The organism is Aeromicrobium ginsengisoli (assembly GCF_004134905.2).
Lineage (GTDB): Bacteria > Actinomycetota > Actinomycetes > Propionibacteriales > Nocardioidaceae > Aeromicrobium > Aeromicrobium ginsengisoli.
The window spans coordinates 724,533-742,090 of the sequence record NZ_SDPQ02000003.1; the positions used below are offsets into that span (position 1 = coordinate 724,533).

The window sequence follows — 17,558 nt, forward strand, 5'->3', positions numbered from 1 at the left end:
GCTACGCCCTTGTGTGTTGGGGGGACCCCCATGACTGGGCGAGCCGCGCCGACACGCGTGCGGACAGCAGGGCGTACTGCTGGTCGAGCCGGGTCGAGCCTGTGGGCCGCAGGACGTCGATCCCGCCGACGACGTGCTCGTGCGGGCCGAACTGCTCGAGGGTGATGTCGACCTGTTCGCCATCGGGCAGCCGATTCCACCAGTGGAAGTCGACCCGCTCCATGGCTCCTGAGCCTGTCGAAGGGTCGACGAAGACCTCGCCGGTCACCAGCGAGCCACCGAAGAAGTCGTGCAGGACCAGCGCCGTCGTGGCGCACTGACCTCGGGCGGGGTTGTCCGGCGTCCAGTCGGCGACGTCCTCGGGTGCGCAGGTGTCGGGGCCCCACGACTCGCGCAGCGCGAGGATCACGGCTTCGAGCGTCATGCGTACGACGGTAGGTGCGGGGTGTGACATCCTTCGCTCGCAGAGCTCAGACGGCGAGCCGGCGGTCGCGGAGCTCGTCGGCGGCGAACTGGCCCACGTGCCACGTCGCCAGGGCGTCGCTGGACCCACCGACGGCGCCGCCAAGCAGCGGGATGCGGCGCCCGATCAACGTCACCGCACGCCGTCCGGCCGTACGCGCGACGAGCTCCGCGGTCACCTCACGCGACAGCGTCTCGTCGAGCACCGGGTCGTGCACCGGCGACGTGGCGAGCGCCATCGGCGACGACGGCAGCTTGTGCCGCTTGACGAGGGCGGAGACGGCGTCCTCGCCGAGCATGCAGGCGAGGATCGCGTTGCGTACGCGCGGATCCTCGAGGTCGTAGCCGCGTAGATGGGCGATGCCCGCGACGAGGTGGCACTGCACGACGGTCACGCCGACGACGTTGGCCGGGACCGACACCGCGAGTGTCGAGAAGCCGCCGAGGTTGGTGACGAATCCCTGCACTCCGGCAAGACTCGCGTGCATCCGGATGAGGCCACGGATCGCCTTCTCGACGTCACCGCCGTGGTCGACCAGCTTGGTGTCGGCCGACGCCGCCGCGGAGCGCAACGGACCGATGCCGTCGATCGCGTGGTCGAGGACCGTGCGGACGTAGCCGGACGCGACCGCCGGAGCGAGCTTGGCACCCGCGGTCAAGGCGACAGTGCGGCGAACTCCCATCCGTCCAGCATAGGTCGGGACTGACGAGCGGCATCTCCGAGCGGGATGGCCCTACGCTGTGGACATGGCTCGCCCCTTCTCCGAGCGCGTCGTCGGCGACGACTGGCGGCAGGACGCCGAGTCGTGGATCCACGACCAGGTTGAGCAGCACGGCGACGCCGTCACCGGGCCGATCGAGCAGCCACGCGTACGCCCGTGGTCGACGCAGCTCACGGTCCCGACCGGTGCCGGGCGGCTGTGGTTCAAGGCCAACGCACGGGCGTTGGCGTTCGAGCCGGCGGTGCAGCTCGAGCTCGCGCACCTGGCCCCCGATGCGGTCGACGCACCGTACGCGATCGACGCGGGCCGCGGCTGGATGCTGACCCGGGACCGTGGGGCAACCTTGCGCGAGACGCGGGAGCCGACCGTCGAGGACTGGCAGCGCGTCGTCGTCGAGGTCGCGAGGATCCAGCAGGCCGCTGCTCCGCAGCGCGAACGACTGCTCGCCGTGGGCCTGCCCGACTACTCCCCCGCGACCGTGCTGGACCGGTTCGACCGCGTCGTCGAGATCTTCTCGCGGCATCCGGCCGATCACCCCGCGCACGTCGACGTCGACCTCAAGCGCCGCCTCATCGAGGCGCGCCCGGCGATCGCGGATGCCGTCGAGGTCCTGAGTCTCAGCGCGCTCCCGTCGACGTGGCAGCACGGTGACGTGCACCCCAACAACGTCTTCGCGCTCGGGGACGGGTCGATGCGGGTGTTCGACTTCGGCGACGGGCAGTGGGCGCACGCGGTCGAGGCGCTCTGCGTGCCGTACGGGTGGATCACCTCGCTGGCGTCGATCCCGTGGGAACCGGTGCTCGAGGCGTACGCCGACTCCTGGGACCTCGAGCCCCGCGACGTGGCGGACATGTTCACCACGGTCGAGCTGACCCAGGCGGTCAACCGGGCGGCGAGCTGGTCGGCGTTCCTCGACGAGGCCAGTGCGGCGGAATGGCAGGACTGGGGCGAGGGCCCGCTCCGCCACCTGTCGCGCGTGCTGGTTCATGACATGACGAGAATGCCGTTGGACCCGACGCCGTGGGTCTTCGATCCCGCGGAGTGGCCGCCCGAGGACTGCGTCGCGGCGGGTGCCGACCTCGAGCCCGGCACGCTCCTCGAGGCCTACCGGCGCGGCGCGTTCCCGATGCCGCACGACGGCCAGCTGCTCTGGTGGTCGCCGATGCGGCGCGGTGTCCTCCTGGCGTCTGACCTGCGGGTGAGCCGCTCGCTCGCCCGGTCGCGGAGGCGGTACGAGGTGACGATCGACGAGTCGTTCGAGGAGGTCATCGACGCCTGCGCCGACCCGTCGCGCACCGGCGCGTGGATCGACTCGGCGATCCGCGAGGCGTACGTGCGGATGCATCGCCTGGGCTGGGCACACTCGATCGAGACCCGGGACGCCGACGGTCGACTGGTCGGTGGGCTGTACGGACTGAGCATCGGGCGACTGTTCGCCGGCGAGTCGATGTTCCACTGGGCGACCGACGCTTCGAAGGTCGCACTCATGGGGCTCGTCGAGGTGGTCGGCGACGAGGGTCTGATCGACACCCAGTGGCGCACCGATCACCTCGGCTCGCTGGGGGTCACGGAGTGGTCGCGTGAGCGCTATCTGCTCGCGATCGCCCCGCTCGTCGACGCCGAACCACCCGCCGTCTGGCAGTGATAGCAGGGCCAGAGAGCGAGACTCCTGTGGGGGCGCGATTGAATCGTCGCCGCGGGTTCATAGACTGTCGATACACCCATTCACTCACAAGGAGCTTTTGTGGCTATCTCACGCAACGACCTCGTCGCTGCCCTCGCTTCGAAGGCCGGCACCAGCAAGGCCGAGGCCGACGCCGTCCTCTCGTCCTTCAGCGAGATCCTGCTCGACTCCGTCAGCAATGGCGAGAAGGTCTCGATCCCCGGCATCCTGTCCGTCGAGCGCGTCCCGCGTGCCGCACGCACGGGTCGTAACCCCTCGACCGGCGAGACGATCGACATCCCCGCCGGCTTCGGCGTCAAGGTGAGCGTCGGCTCGCGCCTCAAGGCCGCCGCCAAGTAACCCAGCACGACATCGCAGCGCCATCGGGACATCCCGGTGGCGCTGTTCCATGTCTGATGTGAGGATGACCGCCATGTCCACGCGCTATCACCGGCTCGCTCGTGAGACTCCCGCGTACGCGTGGTGGAAGCTGCCGGTGGCCGGCCTCCTCGCCGGGGTGATCTGGATCGGCGCCGGCATCGTCCTGATCCTGGTCGCGTTGGTCGTGTTCGCGGCCGAATCGGGGACCGACAAGTTCGACGCCTGGACCGAGGCCGCGGGCGACCTCGACCTGCATAACCTCGACTTCTTCGCCCTCGACATGCTCTCGCTCGTGATCATGATCCCGGCCCTGCTGCTGGCGGTCCTGATCACGGGTCCGCGGCCGATCGGCTACCTCTCGTCGGTCGCCGGCCGGCTGCGCACGGGATGGCTGGCGCGCATGACGCTGATCTCGTTCGTCGTGTTCATCGTGACGATCGGCGGATCCGTCGCGATCGGCGAGCTGACCGATCCGGCCGACGTCAGCGCGCCTCACGTCAGCACACGGGCGATCGTCGCGATCGGGCTGGTCCTGCTGCTCACGCCGTTCCAGGCGGCTGCGGAGGAGTACGTCTTCCGTGGCTACGTCCTGCAGCTCGTCGGCTCGTGGACCCGGTTCGCGATCATCCCGGTGATCGTCTCGGTGCCGCTGTTCGTCGCCGGTCACACGTACGAGCTGTGGGGCCTCGTCGACGTCGGCATCTTCGGCCTCACGGCTGCCGTGCTGACGATCCGCACGGGTGGGCTCGAAGCCGGCATCGCGGCGCACACCGCCAACAACGTCGTGCTGTTCGTGCTCGACGCGTTGGGCATGATCTCGGCGACCGATGACAGCGACGCCGGACCCACCGACCTCATCCCGACGATCATCTCGAGTGTTGCGCTGCTGGTGCTGGTCGAGTGGGCGGCTCGCCGCCACGACCTCCAACGGACTCGTCCACCGATCCCGCCGCCACCGCCACCGCAGGCGCCCATGTGGCCGCCGCCTCCGTACGCGTACTGGTGGCCTCAGGTCCAGCCGCAGTGGCACCCGCCTCAGCAGTCCTGGCCCGCGCCGGCGCCTCCGCCCGCGCCGGTGCCTCCGCCTGCGCCAGCGCTCCATCCCGCCACGCCCGACTACCCGGGCGAGTTGCCGCCGAGCTGGACCCCGGGTTCTCGCTAGCCGGCGATCGGTCGCCCGGCCTGCTCCCAGGTGTCCATGCCACCCTCGAGGTTGACCACGTCGTGCCCCTGCGCGTGCAGCCAGGCGGTCGCCTGGGCGGAGCGGCCGCCGATGTGGCACACCACGAGAGTCCGTGCCGAGGGGTCGAGCTCCCCGACCCGGTTGGGCAGCTCGCGGAGCGGGATGTGGATCGCGCCGTCGATGTGACCGGCCGCCCACTCGTGCGGCTCGCGCACGTCGAGGACGACGAGATCGGCGGGGATCACCTCCGGAACGCCGTTGACGTCGGTGCTGGGAATGCCGGATTCGCTCATGTCTCCATGGTCTCTCGCCCCGTGTGATGGGACACATACGGGTGTGTTCTTTGCCCAGGGAGTAGCGATGAACCCCTCCGAGTAGTTACTTTGAGCTATACACGTGTCGCCTTTCGCCCCTGCGAAACCAGCGGCAACTCCTGTTCCGCGCTAGATGGGTGGTGGTCATGAAGGTTCATGACACCATCCGCCTACCCTTCGTCGCCTCGACGCCGGGCGTCGCGCGCACCCGGCTGGCTGCGTTCCTCACGGTCAACCGGGCATCGAATGAGGTCATCGACAACGCCCTCATCGTCATCAGCGAGATGATCGCCAACGCGGTCTGTCACGGCGTGCCCACGTCCGACGGCACGATCGAGATCTCCTGGGCGATCAACGGCACGCTGCTCGAGCTCAGCGTCTACGACGCCGGCAAGGGTGGATCGCTCAAGCCGATCGACTTCGACGAGGACTCCCTCAGTGGGCGTGGGCTGTCGATCATCAACCGCGTCGCCGACCGCTGGTGGGTCGACATGTCGACCGGCACCCGGGTCAACGCGGAGCTCGGCCTCAGCCCCCGCTAGTTGGCCGGCGCGGGTCGCCTAGACTCGCCCGTCATGGGCAAGAAGTCGCGACTCAAGAACAAGGCCGCCAAGAAGGAGCGCATGCCGTTCGTGGCGCGCACCTTCGAGGGGCTCCCCAACGAGGCTGACTGGATCGCCCTGCGCGAGTTCGTCCCTTCCGCGACGGCGACGATCACCCTGGCTTCCGGCCAGACCGTCCGCATCTGCTCGCTGCTGCCGGGCAATGGCGCGGGCATCGTGCGCCCCGACGGCGAGATCTGGGTCGGGCTGCAGGTCGCGCACAACTTCGGCGACATCAGCCGCGACCTCGCGTACGTCGTGGAGACCGCGCTCGAGATAGAGCCGGGCCAGCCCGTACGCATGACCGAGCCCGGTGTCGGCCCGCGGCTCCAGGACCTGATCGACCCGTCGAGCAGCTTCGACGTCGCGGTGCACGAGGGCTTCGACTACTGGGTCGAGGGCACCGACGACCGGCCGGAGACGGCCGAGCTGCTCGCCGAGGCCAACGAGACGATCGCCCCCACGGTCAGGCTCGAGTCGGTCGACTCGGCCTATTGGACCGAGATGGGGCCGCAGCGCTTCCTCCGCTGGGTCATGACCGACGACGAGACCCCGCTGCTCGACGCGCTCGCCCGCCTCAAGGTGCGCGGCGAGGAGACGCTGGGTGAGGGCACCAAGCTGATCGGCCACTTCCGGGCGCACGGCCGGCTCGTACCGGTGTGGGAGTTCGAGGCATCCGCGGCCGACCTCGAGAAGCCGGCGCTGGAGTTCCGTGCTCGCCTCGACGCCGCCCTCGCCGACGACTCCCCGCTGACGTCCGAGCAACGCTCGGCCCGGGCCGCACTGCTGAGCGGCCAGGTCCAGATCCGCTGAGACCGAGCGAGCCATGAAAGCGACCTACTGGAACGGGCTCACGGATGAGCCACTCGAGTCTGAGGTCGGCACGGTCGATGACCTCGTGGCGCTGTGCCAGTCAGTTGCCGGATCGCGGAGCGAACGCGGCTTGTCGGCAGTCGAGCTGCAGCACGGGAACGGCGCCAGCGTGTCGTTGTCATTCGATGATGGCCGGGCGTTCCTCGTCTGGATTGATCCACGGGGGGACGCCTATTCATCCGTTGGTGGGGACTTCGAGAATGGCTTGGCGTTCGATTACATGGGGTCCCACAGTGAGGCGCCCGCCGCGTCGCTGATCCCATTCGTTGACGCGATCGCAGCCTTGAGCGCGTTCCTGGCGACGGGTTCGCCCGCGGATGCTGGGGTCTCATTCGTACATGACGGGACCTCGAACTGAGATTCGCCCCTGAGGATCGTCGGTTTCGAGGCTTCGGCCGCGGGTGGACTGCTCGCCTCAACCGACGATCCCGGGGGAATCTGGTGATCCGCTTCGCGGTTGAATGAGGCATGACGAGTTCCTTTGACGTGGTCGTGCTCGGCGCCGGCCCCGGTGGTTATGTCGCCGCGGTTCGCGCCGCCCAGCTCGGCCTGAGCGTGGCCGTGGTGGAGGAGAAGTACTGGGGCGGTGTGTGCCTCAATGTCGGGTGCATCCCGTCGAAGGCGCTGCTCCGCAATGCTGAGCTCGCGCAGATCTTCACGCACCACGCCGACACGTTCGGCATCCGCGGCGACGTCAGCTTCGACTACGGCGTGGCGTTCGACCGCAGCCGTGAGGTCGCCGACGGCCGGGTCAAGGGCGTCCACTTCCTGATGAAGAAGAACGGCATCACGGAGCTCGACGGCCGCGGCACGTTCACCGGCCCCAACTCCCTCGAGGTCGCGCTGTCCGCCGGCGGCACCGAGACCGTCGAGTTCGCCAACGCGATCATCGCGACGGGGTCCACCGTGCGGATGCTGCCTGGCGTGAAGCCCAGCACCAACGTCGTGACGTACGAGGAGCAGATCCTCAACCGCGACCTGCCACGCACGATGCTGGTCGTCGGCGCCGGCGCGATCGGCATGGAGTTCGCGTACGTCCTCAAGAGCTACGGCGTCGACGTGACGATCGTGGAGTTCCTCGACCGCGCCCTGCCCAACGAGGATGTCGAGGTCTCCAAGGAGATCACCAAGGCCTACCGCAAGCTCGGCATCCCGATCCTGACGTCGACCAAGGTCGAGTACGTGACCGACCACCGCGACGGCGTCACCGTGACCTACACCGGCAAGGACGGCGCCAGCACCACGATCGAGACCGACCGGGTGCTCGTGTCGGTGGGCTTCGCGCCTCGTGTCGAGGGCTTCGGGCTCGAGACCACAGGAGTCGAGCTGACCGACCGCGGTGCGATCGCGATCGACGGCCGGATGCGTACGAACGTCCCGCACATCTACGCGATCGGCGACGTCACCGCCAAGCTGCAGCTCGCGCACGTCGCGGAGGCGCAGGGTGTCGTCGCGGCCGAGACGATCGGCAACGCCGAGACGCAGGAGCTCGGCGACTATCGGATGATGCCGCGGGCCACGTTCAGCCAGCCGCAGGTGGCGAGCTTCGGGCTGACCGAGCAGCAGGCGCGCGACGAGGGCTATGACGTCAAGGTCGCCAAGTTCCCGTTCACCGCCAACGGCAAGGCACAGGGGCTCGGCGAGCCCGGCGGGTTCATCAAGCTCATCGCCGATGGCGAGCACCTCGAGCTGCTGGGCGGCCACCTGATCGGCGCCGACGTCGCCGAGCTGTTGCCCGAGCTGACGCTGGCGCAGAAGTGGGACCTCGGTGCGCTCGAGCTGGCCCGCAACGTGCACACGCACCCGACGCTCAGCGAGGCGCTGCAGGAGGGCTTCCACGGCCTCGCCGGCCACATGATCAATTTGTGACACTGCCGGGGCTGTCACACATCTTCGGGGTGCGTCGTCTGGGGGGTGAGCGGCGCAAGGGGCGCCGCAGGACAGGAGAGTCCCATGCCTCGCATCCCCGCCCTCGCCCCCGAGGACGCCGGCCCGATCGTCAAGATCGGCTACCGCATGGCGCGCAAGCAGGTGGGCGAGGTGCCTGAACCGTTCGCGATCATGGCGCACCACCGCAAGATCTTCATGCTCGCCGCGCGTCACGAGCTCGCGCTGCAGAAGGCGATGCACGTCGTGCCGGCGCCGCTCATCGAGCTCGCGGTCTATCGCACGGCGTGGACCGTCGGCTGCTCGTGGTGCGTCGACTTCGGCGCGATGCTGCAACGCCTCGAGGGCCTCAACATCGACCGGCTCAAGGAGATCGGCGAGTTCGAGACGTCCGACAAGTTCACCGACGACGAGCGCGAGGTCATCCGCTACTCCGACGCGATCACCGCGACGCCGACCGAGGTGACCGACGAGCAGGTCGCGGCGCTGGTGGAGAAGTACGGCCACGACGGCGTGCTCGAGCTGACGTACCAGATCACGCACGAGAACCAGCGCGCCCGGATGAACCACGCGCTCGGCATCACCGACCAGGGCTTCAGCTCCGGCGACGCCTGCCGCGTGCCGTGGGCTACTGACCTGGCCGAGCCGGCCAGTCAGGCAGTCTGACGCCCGACCACTTCTCGGGGTTGGCGACGTCGTACGTCGCACAGACCAGGCCGTCGCGCACCGCGAAGCCCGCGACGCGCGGCGGCGAGCTGTTGCGGGTGGTGTCGCCCTGCCAGCCCGAGGTCGCGACGCCGAGCTGGCCGTTGACCAGCACGAGCTGCAGGTTGGTCAGTGCGTTGGGGCCGTAGCGCTGGAGCAGCCCGAGGTAGAACCGGGCGAACTTCTCGGCACCGTGGATCACGTTGACCGCGGTGTTGGTGGTGCCGTTGGCGTCGCCCATCACCAGCGCGTCGGGATGCAGCGTCGCGAGGACGGCGTTGAGATCGCCAGTCGCCATGGCCTCGAGGAACCGGCCCACCGCAGCGTTGTGCTCCTCGTCGGGCACGGGTGGCGGGGGGTCCGCCACGGTCCGGCGGGCGCGAGAGGCGAGCTGGCGCGCGTTGGCCGTCTGCACCCCGAGCACCTCGGCGACCTCGTCGAACGGCACGCCGAACGCGTCGTGCAGCACGAAGGCCACGCGCTGGTCGGGCGGCAGGACCTCGAGCACGACGAGGGCGGCGAACCGGTTGTCCTCATCGCTGACGACGGTCTCGAGCGGATCGCGCGCGATGTCGCCCGAGCTCGTCGACGAGGTGATCGGCGTGACGATCGGCTCGGGCAGCCACTGTCCGACGTACGTCTCGCGCCGCGCGGCGGCTGACGTCAGCCGGTCGAGGCACAGGCGGCTGACGACCGTCGTGAGCCAGGCTTGCAGGTTGTCGATCGGCGTGCGCGTCGAAGCGCGGTCGAGCCGGAGCCAGGCCTCCTGGACCGCGTCCTCGGCGTCGGCGACGCTGCCGGTCAAGCGGTAGGCGACGTTGATCAGACGAGGGCGTTCAGCCTCGAAGGTGTCGACGAGGGTCATGGTTCAGTCGCGCTCCATCGGACAGGACATGCAGCGCGGACCACCCCGACCCGAGCCGAGCTCCGAGCCGCTGATCGCGACGACCTCGATGCCGTGCTCCTCGAGCCGGGCGTTGGTCTGCTCGTTGCGTTCGTATGCGACGGCGAGCCGCGGGCCGATCGCCAACGTGTTGTTGCCGTCGTCCCACTGCTCGCGCTCCGCGGTGACCGGGTCGAGCCCGGTGTCGATCTGGTGCAGCGTGTCGATGCCCATGGCCCTGGCGGCAGCGGTGAAGAACGACTGCTCGTCGTCGACCACGAGCTCGTCGCCCGCGAACGTCACGGCGTGGGCCCGCAGGTTGTCGGCCATGTTGGGATAGATCACGACGGTGTCGACGTCGACCATCGTGACGATCGTGTCGAGATGCATCGTGGCGCGCTCCTGCGCGATCGGGACGGCGAGCACGGTGTGCGCGAGCCCTCCGGTCAGCACCTGCCGGGCGAAGCGCTCGAAGCCCGCCGGGGTCGTCCGCTCACCGACGCCGACCGCGATCACGCCGGGCGCCAGCAGCAGCACGTCGCCGCCCTCGACGTGTTCGAGGTGCGGACCGTGCACGCGCGGCACGCCGGCGAACCGGGGATGGTGCTCGTAGATCAGCCCGGTCAGCTGGGTCTCCCGCACGCGGGCCGGCATCGCCAGACTCGTCACGGCGACGTGCCCCGGCAGCCACACGGACGAGTCGCGGGTGAACAGCAGGTTGGGCAGTGGCTCGATGAGGAAGTCCTCGGGTGGCAGCAGGCTCGTGACGATGCTGCGGAAGCTCGTGACCTCGTCGTTGCGCAGACCTGCCGTCAGCGTCAGCGCGAGGTCCTCGGGCGCGAGGTCGGTCATGACCCGGGCGATGTGCCGGCGCAGCCCGTCGCCGAGCTGGAGGCTTGCGGTCGTGCTCTCGATGATCGTCGCCCGCGCCTCCTCGACGGCCAGCGCCTCGACCAGCAGCTCGACGAGATAGAGCACCTCGACGTCGCGGTCGCGCAGCGCCTGGGCGAAGGCGTCGTGCTCGTCCTGCGCGCGGCCTAGCCACGGGATGCCGTCGAACAGCAGCTGGTCGTTGTTGCGGGGCGTCAGGCGGCCGAGCTCAGGGCCGGGCCGGTGCAGCATGACCGTACGCAGGCGACCGACTTCGCTGTCCGCTCCGAGACCCATGCAGTCACCCTAGATGACGACGGCAGCAGGAAAGTCTGCCGATTCGGCTGCTTTAGCGGAAAGCCTGTTCTAGTGTCGTCGGCGAGGGACTTACGACACCTGGAGACACTCCCATGAACATCCTCCACACCCGTTCACTCCGTCGCGCCGCCGCGCTGCTGCTGACCGCCGTGTGCGTCGTCGGCGTCGCGCCGTCGAGCGCAAGGGCCGCCGACCCGGACCCGACCGGCATCGACCTGGGCAGCCTCCTCTGCCGCATCGGGCTCGGCTCGATGGTCAACACGGCGCCGCCGACGATCTCCGGCACCGTCAAGGTCGCCTCGACGCTGACCGCGAGCCCGGGCACCTGGTCCCCGACGGGTGCGACATACACGTATCAGTGGCTGGCCGACGGGGCGCCCGTCACGGAGGCCACGGCCTCGCCGACCTACGTGGTGCCGGGTGGCGCCGTCGGCAAGAAGCTCTCGGTCAAGGTGACGGCGTACAAGTGCATGAAGAACCCGGGTGCCGCCACGAGCGCGCAGACGGTCGCCGTGCCGGCGCTGACCAACCTCGGCTACGCCGTCCCGACCATCACCGGCACGCCCAAGGTCGGCCAGACGCTGACCGCCAACGAAGGCGCCTGGACTCCTGACGGCATCACGTTCACCTACAAGTGGCTTGCTGAGGGCACCGCGATCGCCGGGGCGACCGCCAAGACGTACGTCCCGACGGCGGCCGAGGTCGGCAAGCGCATCCAGGTGACGGTCTCCGGCTCCAAGGCCGGCTACCTCACGACGTTCGTCACCAGCCAGGCCACGGCAGCGGTCGTGCCGGCGGTGGCTGTGCCGGTCGCCAACACGGTGGCCCCGACGATCAGCGGTACGCCCAAGGTCGGGCAGACACTGACGGTCAGCCCCGGCACCTGGACGCCGACCGGCGTGACGTTCACCTATCAGTGGCTCGCTGACGGCGTTGCCATCACGGGTGCCACGGGCACGTCGTTCACGCCGGGCACGTCGCGCGCCGGAACGAAGCTCTCGGTCGCGGTGACCGGCTCCAAGACCGGCTACGCGTCGGCGACGGTCACGACCGCCCAGACCGCTCCGCTCGCCCAGCTCGACCAGCTGGGCTACGCCACGCCGACGATCACCGGCACGGCGAAGGTCGGCCAGACGCTGACCGCCAACGAGGGCGCCTGGACGCCGGACGGCATCACGTTCACCTACCAGTGGTACTCCGAGGGCGTCCTTGTCGCCGGAGCCACCGCGAAGACGTACGTGCCGACCGCGGCTGACCTGAACAAGCGGATCCAGGTCCGCGTCACCGGAGCCAAGACCGGCTACCTCACGACGTTCGCCACGAGCGCGCCGACGGTGAGAGTCGTCGCGGCGGGCTGACGTCGGCCCGATTCTGTGTCGAGCGACGCACCCTGTTTTTTAACGATCGCGGCCCTCTCGGGCATACGCTCGTCCGTGTGGATTGGAACGACTACGACGCTGCGCTCTTCGACCTCGACGGCGTGATCACGCCGACGGCCGAAGTGCACATGCGCGCCTGGGCCCAGATGTTCGGCGACTTCCTCAAGGAGCGAGGAATCGAGGAGCCGTACACCGATGACGACTACTACACGTACGTCGACGGCAAGCCGCGCTACGAGGGCGTCCGGTCGTTCCTCGCGAGCCGCGGGATCGAGCTGCCCGAGGGCGATCCCGGCGATGCGCCGTCGTCGTTGTCGGTCGCCGGTCTCGGCAACCGCAAGAACGTCGACTTCGAGCAGATCCTGGAGACCGACGGCGTCGAGCCCTATCCCGGCTCGGTGGCGCTCGTGGACGCCCTCGTCGAGCGCGGCACCAAGATGGCGATCGTGTCGAGCTCGCGCAACGCCAAGCCCGTGCTGCGCGCCGCCAAGATGATCGACTTCTTCCCCGTGATCGTCGACGGTGCGGTGGCGGGTGAGCGTGGGCTGGCCGGCAAGCCGCAGCCTGACACGTTCCTCGACGCCGCCGAGCAGCTCGGCGTGCCCAAGGAGCGGGCCGTCGTGTTCGAGGACGCGCTGTCCGGCGTCGCGGCCGGGCACGCCGGTGACTTCGGCCTCGTGGTCGGCGTCGACCGCGGTGTCGGTGCCGACAAGCTGTTGGAGAACGGCGCGGATGTGGTCGTCAAGGATCTCAAGGAACTCGCATGACCGGACCTTCGCACGTCGCGCCCCAGATCCACGACTTCCTCGACCGCTCGCGCTATCCCGTCGACGAGTGGGCGCTGATCGAGAAGAGCATCAACAGCCAGGACCTCGGCACGACCGAGACGCTGTTCTCGGTCGGCAACGGCTACCTCGGCCTGCGTGGCAACGTCGACGAGGGTCGCGACTCGTTCTCGCACGGCACCTACATCAACGGGTTCCACGAGACGTGGCCGATCCAGCACGCCGAGGAGGCCTTCGGCTTCGCGCGCGTGGGCCAGACGATCGTCAACGCGCCCGACGCCAAGGTCATCCGTCTGTATGTCGACGACGAGCCACTGCTGCTGCAGATCGCCGACCTCATGGAGTACGAGCGCCGCCTCGACTTCCGCTCCGGCGTGATGTCGCGCGAGATCCTGTGGCGTACGCCCGGCGGCAAGCGGGTCCAGATCCGCTCGCGCCGCATGGTGTCGTTCACGCAGAGGCACCTTGCGATCATGACGTTCGAGGTCACGATGCTCGACGACTACGCCCCCGTGGCGATCTCGTCGCAGATCCTCAACCGGCAGGACGGCGAGGACGAGTACCACGTGCGCGCCAAGTCGATGGGCGAAGGTGTCGACCCGCGCAAGGCCAGCAGCATGCGCCACCGCGTCCTGCTGCCGCAGAGCAACTGGGGCAACGTCGCCGACGGCCGCGTCGCGCTGGGTTACCAGTGCGCCGAGAGCGGCATGACGATCGCCGTCGCGGCGGACCACCGGCTCGAGACCGCCAACAACTACACCAAGCGCATCCAGACCGACGACGACCTCGCCAAGATGACGTATCGCATCGATGCCGAGCCGGGCCAGCCGATCACGCTGGTCAAGATGGTCAGCTATCACACGTCCCGTGGTGTGCCGTCCCGTGAGCTGCTCGATCGCTGCACCCGCACGCTCGACCGCGCCCAGGACGAGGGTCTCGACAACCAGCTCGCCGACCAGCGCCAGTGGCTCGACGACTTCTGGGAGCGCTCGGACGTCGAGGTCCCGGGCCAGCCCGAGGTGCAGCAGGCCGTGCGCTGGAACCTCTTCCAGATCGCGCAGGCGTCGGCCCGCGCCGAGGGCACCGGCATCCCCGCCAAGGGTGTGACGGGTTCGGGTTACGGCGGACACTACTTCTGGGACACCGAGGTCTATGTCCTGCCGTTCCTGACCTACACGACACCGCGCGCGGCCCGCAACGCGCTGCGTTTCCGCTACACGCTGCTCGACGCGGCCCGCAACCGGGCGAAGCAGCTCGCGCAGCACGGTGCGCTGTTCCCGTGGCGGACGATCAACGGCGAGGAGGCCTCGGCCTACTACGCCGCCGGCACCGCGCAGTATCACATCGACGCCGACATCTCGTACGCCTTGAGCCAGTATCTTGCGGCGACCGGTGACCTCGACTTCCTGACTCGCGAGGGCATCGACGTGCTCGTCGAGACGGCCCGCATGTGGGTCGACCTCGGCTTCTGGCGCAACGAGGAGGACGGCACGTTCCACATCCATGGCGTGACCGGACCCGACGAGTACACGACGGTCGTCAACGACAACCTCTTCACGAACGTCATGGCGCGGTTCAACCTGCGCCGCGCCGCGGAAGCCGTACGTGAGCTGGCGATCCGCGACGGTCGCCAGTACGACCGCGTCGTCAAGCGACTCGAGCTCGACGAGCGCGAGGTCGCCGACTGGGAGCGGGCTGCCAGCGACATGGCGATCCCGTACGACGAGCACCTCGGCGTGCACCCGCAGGACCAGCACTTCCTGGAGCGTGAGGTGTGGGACCTGGCCAACACGCCGATGGACAAGCGTCCGCTGCTGCTGCACTATCACCCACTCGTGATCTACCGGTTCCAGGTGCTCAAGCAGGCGGACGTCGTCCTGGCGCTGTTCCTGCAGGGCGACCAGTTCGATCCCGAGGAGAAGCGCGCCGACTTCGAGTACTACGACCCGATCACGACAGGCGACTCGACGTTGTCGGCGGTCGTGCAGTCGATCATCGCGGCCGAGGTCGGCTATCACGACCTGGCCCTGCGCTACTTCCTGTCAGCGCTGTTCGTCGACCTCGCCGACCGGCACCACAACACCTCCGACGGCGTGCACGTGGCGTCGACGGGCGGTGTGTGGAGCGCGCTGGTCAACGGGTTCGGCGGCTTCCGCGACTACCAGGGCGTGTTCACCCTCGACCCGCGGTTGCCCGAGTCGTGGGACTCGCTGATCTTCCGCGTCACGCTGCGCGGCACCCGCGTACGAGTCACGGTGCTGCCGGACCGCGTGGACCTCTGCGTCGAGGAGGGCAAGGAGGCAACGGTCGCGATCCGCGGGCACGAGGTCACGGTGCTGCCCGGCGATCCGGTGTCGGTGCCGCTCGACGGTCAGGGCCCCCGCATCGAGGGCGAGCCGTCGCCGGTGCCCGGTCGCCGGCGCGCCGATGGCACGATCATCTCCGCGATCGTCCCCGGGACGTGACGGCGAGGATCAGGTCGTCTGGTCCTTTCGAGTCATAAATTCGCTGTTCGAACGTCTCATGAGGGCAAACGACCTACCCTGAAATCGGGAGTCGAAGCGTATCGAGAGGCAGACGCAGTGATCACCGTGATGTGGAAGACCGCCGAGGGCGAGACCGGTGAGGTCATGCTCGACGGCGACGCCAAATGGACGTTCGGACGTACCGGTGGGGTCGAGGACCTGACCGTGGCGGTCGACAACCCCGCCGTCAGTCGTACGGCCTTGGTGATCCGCGACGCGGGTCCGGGTCCGGTCGTGTTCCGGGGACAGATCGACAACGGCGCCAAGGTCGCGCTCGTGAGCGTCATCGGCTCGATCACGTGGCTCGACGAGGGTACCGCCGGCAACCTGACCGCCGAGGAGAACCGGGTCGAGTTCTCGATCAACGACGAGGTGCTGCTGACGATCGACGTCGAGTTCGAGCAGCGCGGCAGCGTCATCGAGCGGCAGCAGTCCACCGACGCCTGACACCCTTGAGCCGGTCTCAACGACGCTCGCTACGCTCGATCGCATGTCGTTCGTCTCCGGGCTGCCCAAGGCAGAGCTCCACGTCCACCACGTCGGTTCCGCATCGATGCGCACTGTCGCCGAGCTGGCCGAGCGCCATGCCGGCACCACGACGGTGCCGACGGATCCCGAGGCGCTCGCGAAGTTCTTCACGTTCACCGATTTCGCCCACTTCATCGAGGTCTATCTGTCGGTCGTCGACCTGCTGCGTGCGCCCGAGGATCTCTGGACGCTGACCTACGACGTCGCCCGCGACCTGGCTGCGCAGAACGTCCGCTACGTCGAGCTGACGTGCACGCCCTACACGTCGATCGCGGTCGGCATCAGCGCGGAGGCGTACTGCGAGGCGCTGGAGGATGCGCGCCGCCGGGCCGAGGCCGACTTCGACCTCACGATGCGCTGGTGCTTCGACATCCCCGGCGAGTCCGGACTGCCCTCGGCTGAGGTCACGCTCGACACCGCACTCCGCCTCCAGCCCGCCGGCCTGGTCAGCTTCGGCCTCGGTGGACCCGAGATCGGGGTGACCCGCGAGCAGTTCGGGCCCTACTTCCAGCAGGCCATCGCCGCCGGTCTGCACAGCGTCCCGCACGCCGGCGAGTCGACCGGGCCGGAGACGATCTGGGACTCGATCAACCACCTCGGCGCCGAGCGCATCGGACACGGCATCGCCGCCGCACAGGACCCCGTCCTCATGGCCCACCTCGCCGAGCACGACATCACGCTCGAGGTCTGCCCGACGTCCAACGTCTGCACGCGGTCCGTGCCGTCGATGGAGGAGCACCCGCTCCCCACCCTCGTCGCCGCGGGCGTACCGGTCACGATCAACTCCGACGACCCGCCGATGTTCTCCACGACACTCAACCACGAGTACGAGGTCGCTGCGGAGCTGCTCGGCCTCGACAACGCCGGCATCGCCGATCTCGCCCGTGCCTCCGTACGTTCGTCGTTCGCCGACGACGCGACCAAGGCCGCGATCCTCGCCGAGATCGACACGTACACCGCCACCGCCTGACCCTGCGGCCTCACGCCGCCCCCTCGCCGCAGTTTTTGGGCAGTTCTGCACTGATCGCCGATCCGGATCCGTACTCAACCGCCCGCAAACTGGGGGCGTTGCAGGGCTTGACGGGTGTATCACCACCTGGTTATCTATAACCAGCAAGTTACATAAAGGAATGGTTATGAGTGACGATCAGCTCGACCTCGTGTTCGGTGCACTGGCCGATCGCACGCGTCGTGCCATCCTGGCCCGGCTCGCGCGGGAGGACGCCAACGTGGGTGACCTCACGGCGTTGTTCACGATGTCGCAGCCGGCCATCTCCAAGCACCTCAAGGTGCTCGAGCAGGCCGGACTGATCTCGCGCAACCGGCAGGGGACCATGCGCCTCAGCCACCTCGAGGCCGAGCCCCTGAAGGACGCCACCGGATGGCTCGCGGACTACCGGGAGTACTGGACCGAGAGCTACGCGCGACTCGACGAGCTGCTCGAGTCACTCGACTGACCACGCACCCAAGGAGAACAT

General features: G+C 68.7%; 19 protein-coding genes. 14 read left to right on the forward strand and 5 right to left on the reverse strand.

Going from position 1 to position 17,558, the window contains the following annotated elements:
- Position 1: 1 nt before the first annotated feature.
- Complete coding sequence (locus ESP70_RS16695; protein WP_149690426.1) at positions 2-424, reverse strand: YunG family protein; 423 nt, start codon at positions 422-424, stop codon at positions 2-4.
- A 46-nt stretch (positions 425-470) separates the two neighbouring features.
- Complete coding sequence (locus ESP70_RS16700) at positions 471-1,145, reverse strand: EcsC family protein (protein WP_149690427.1); 675 nt, start codon at positions 1,143-1,145, stop codon at positions 471-473.
- 64 nt (positions 1,146-1,209) lie between these two features.
- On the opposite strand from ESP70_RS16700, the gene aat reads away from it, so the two are divergent.
- The 3 genes from aat to ESP70_RS20585 all read left to right on the forward strand — a co-directional run bounded on the left by aat (position 1,210) and on the right by ESP70_RS20585 (position 4,390).
- Entirely contained in the window at positions 1,210-2,829 is a 1,620-nt protein-coding gene (aat, locus tag ESP70_RS16705; protein ID WP_149690428.1) for a leucyl/phenylalanyl-tRNA--protein transferase, read from the forward strand.
- A 99-nt stretch (positions 2,830-2,928) separates the two neighbouring features.
- Complete coding sequence (locus ESP70_RS16710) at positions 2,929-3,207, forward strand: HU family DNA-binding protein (protein ID WP_056210560.1); 279 nt, start codon at positions 2,929-2,931, stop codon at positions 3,205-3,207.
- 73 nt (positions 3,208-3,280) lie between these two features.
- Positions 3,281-4,390 (forward strand): CPBP family intramembrane glutamic endopeptidase, encoded by a 1,110-nt coding sequence (locus tag ESP70_RS20585; RefSeq protein ID WP_149690429.1) that lies wholly within the window; start codon positions 3,281-3,283, stop codon positions 4,388-4,390.
- Here ESP70_RS20585 and ESP70_RS16720 read toward each other — a convergent pair.
- Positions 4,387-4,704 carry a rhodanese-like domain-containing protein gene (locus ESP70_RS16720; protein ID WP_149690430.1) on the reverse strand — a complete coding sequence of 106 codons (318 nt, stop codon included), beginning with the start codon at positions 4,702-4,704 and terminating at the stop codon, positions 4,387-4,389. The two genes, ESP70_RS20585 and ESP70_RS16720, sit on opposite strands and share 4 nt — an antisense overlap.
- A 167-nt stretch (positions 4,705-4,871) precedes the next feature.
- Between ESP70_RS16720 and ESP70_RS16725 the strand changes: the two genes are divergently transcribed.
- The 5 genes from ESP70_RS16725 to ESP70_RS16745 all read left to right on the forward strand — a co-directional run bounded on the left by ESP70_RS16725 (position 4,872) and on the right by ESP70_RS16745 (position 8,753).
- Positions 4,872-5,267 carry an ATP-binding protein gene (locus ESP70_RS16725; protein ID WP_149690431.1) on the forward strand — a complete coding sequence of 132 codons (396 nt, stop codon included), beginning with the start codon at positions 4,872-4,874 and terminating at the stop codon, positions 5,265-5,267.
- Between the two features lie 33 nt (positions 5,268-5,300).
- The gene (locus tag ESP70_RS16730) at positions 5,301-6,140 is read left to right on the forward strand and encodes a DUF5926 family protein (RefSeq protein WP_149690432.1); all 840 of its coding nucleotides are present in this window, start codon (positions 5,301-5,303) and stop codon (positions 6,138-6,140) included.
- Positions 6,141-6,153: 13 nt separating this feature from the next.
- The gene (locus ESP70_RS16735) at positions 6,154-6,558 is read left to right on the forward strand and encodes an Imm1 family immunity protein (protein ID WP_149690433.1); all 405 of its coding nucleotides are present in this window, start codon (positions 6,154-6,156) and stop codon (positions 6,556-6,558) included.
- A gap of 110 nt (positions 6,559-6,668) precedes the next feature.
- Positions 6,669-8,069, forward strand: a complete 1,401-nt coding sequence (gene lpdA / locus ESP70_RS16740; protein WP_149690434.1) for a dihydrolipoyl dehydrogenase — start codon at positions 6,669-6,671, stop codon at positions 8,067-8,069.
- Positions 8,070-8,153: 84 nt separating this feature from the next.
- Positions 8,154-8,753: a carboxymuconolactone decarboxylase family protein gene (locus tag ESP70_RS16745; protein WP_149690435.1), complete on the forward strand. Its 600-nt coding sequence runs from the start codon at positions 8,154-8,156 to the stop codon at positions 8,751-8,753.
- On the opposite strand, the gene ESP70_RS16750 is transcribed toward ESP70_RS16745, so the two are convergent.
- Positions 8,716-9,657: a sigma-70 family RNA polymerase sigma factor gene (locus tag ESP70_RS16750; protein ID WP_149690436.1), complete on the reverse strand. Its 942-nt coding sequence runs from the start codon at positions 9,655-9,657 to the stop codon at positions 8,716-8,718. The two genes, ESP70_RS16745 and ESP70_RS16750, sit on opposite strands and share 38 nt — an antisense overlap.
- A 3-nt stretch (positions 9,658-9,660) precedes the next feature.
- A complete protein-coding gene (locus tag ESP70_RS16755; RefSeq protein WP_149690437.1) occupies positions 9,661-10,842 on the reverse strand; it encodes an arginine deiminase in 1,182 nt (393 codons plus the stop codon).
- A 113-nt stretch (positions 10,843-10,955) separates the two neighbouring features.
- Here ESP70_RS16755 and ESP70_RS16760 point away from each other — a divergent pair, with 113 nt between their 5' ends.
- The 6 genes from ESP70_RS16760 (at position 10,956) to ESP70_RS16785 (ending at position 17,537) form a co-directional block, all read left to right on the forward strand.
- Positions 10,956-12,221, forward strand: coding sequence for a hypothetical protein (locus tag ESP70_RS16760; protein WP_149690438.1), 1,266 nt, complete (start codon positions 10,956-10,958; stop codon positions 12,219-12,221).
- 77 nt (positions 12,222-12,298) lie between these two features.
- A complete protein-coding gene (locus ESP70_RS16765; protein WP_149690439.1) occupies positions 12,299-13,009 on the forward strand; it encodes an HAD family hydrolase in 711 nt (236 codons plus the stop codon).
- The gene (locus ESP70_RS16770; protein ID WP_149690440.1) at positions 13,006-15,492 is read left to right on the forward strand and encodes a glycoside hydrolase family 65 protein; all 2,487 of its coding nucleotides are present in this window, start codon (positions 13,006-13,008) and stop codon (positions 15,490-15,492) included. Before ESP70_RS16765 ends, ESP70_RS16770 begins: the two co-directional genes overlap by 4 nt.
- Before the next feature lie 117 nt (positions 15,493-15,609).
- Positions 15,610-15,999 carry a hypothetical protein gene (locus tag ESP70_RS16775; protein ID WP_149690441.1) on the forward strand — a complete coding sequence of 130 codons (390 nt, stop codon included), beginning with the start codon at positions 15,610-15,612 and terminating at the stop codon, positions 15,997-15,999.
- 43 nt (positions 16,000-16,042) lie between these two features.
- Positions 16,043-17,050 (forward strand): adenosine deaminase, encoded by a 1,008-nt coding sequence (locus ESP70_RS16780; RefSeq protein WP_149690442.1) that lies wholly within the window; start codon positions 16,043-16,045, stop codon positions 17,048-17,050.
- Between the two features lie 166 nt (positions 17,051-17,216).
- Entirely contained in the window at positions 17,217-17,537 is a 321-nt protein-coding gene (locus ESP70_RS16785) for an ArsR/SmtB family transcription factor (protein ID WP_149690443.1), read from the forward strand.
- Positions 17,538-17,558 lie beyond the last annotated feature (21 nt).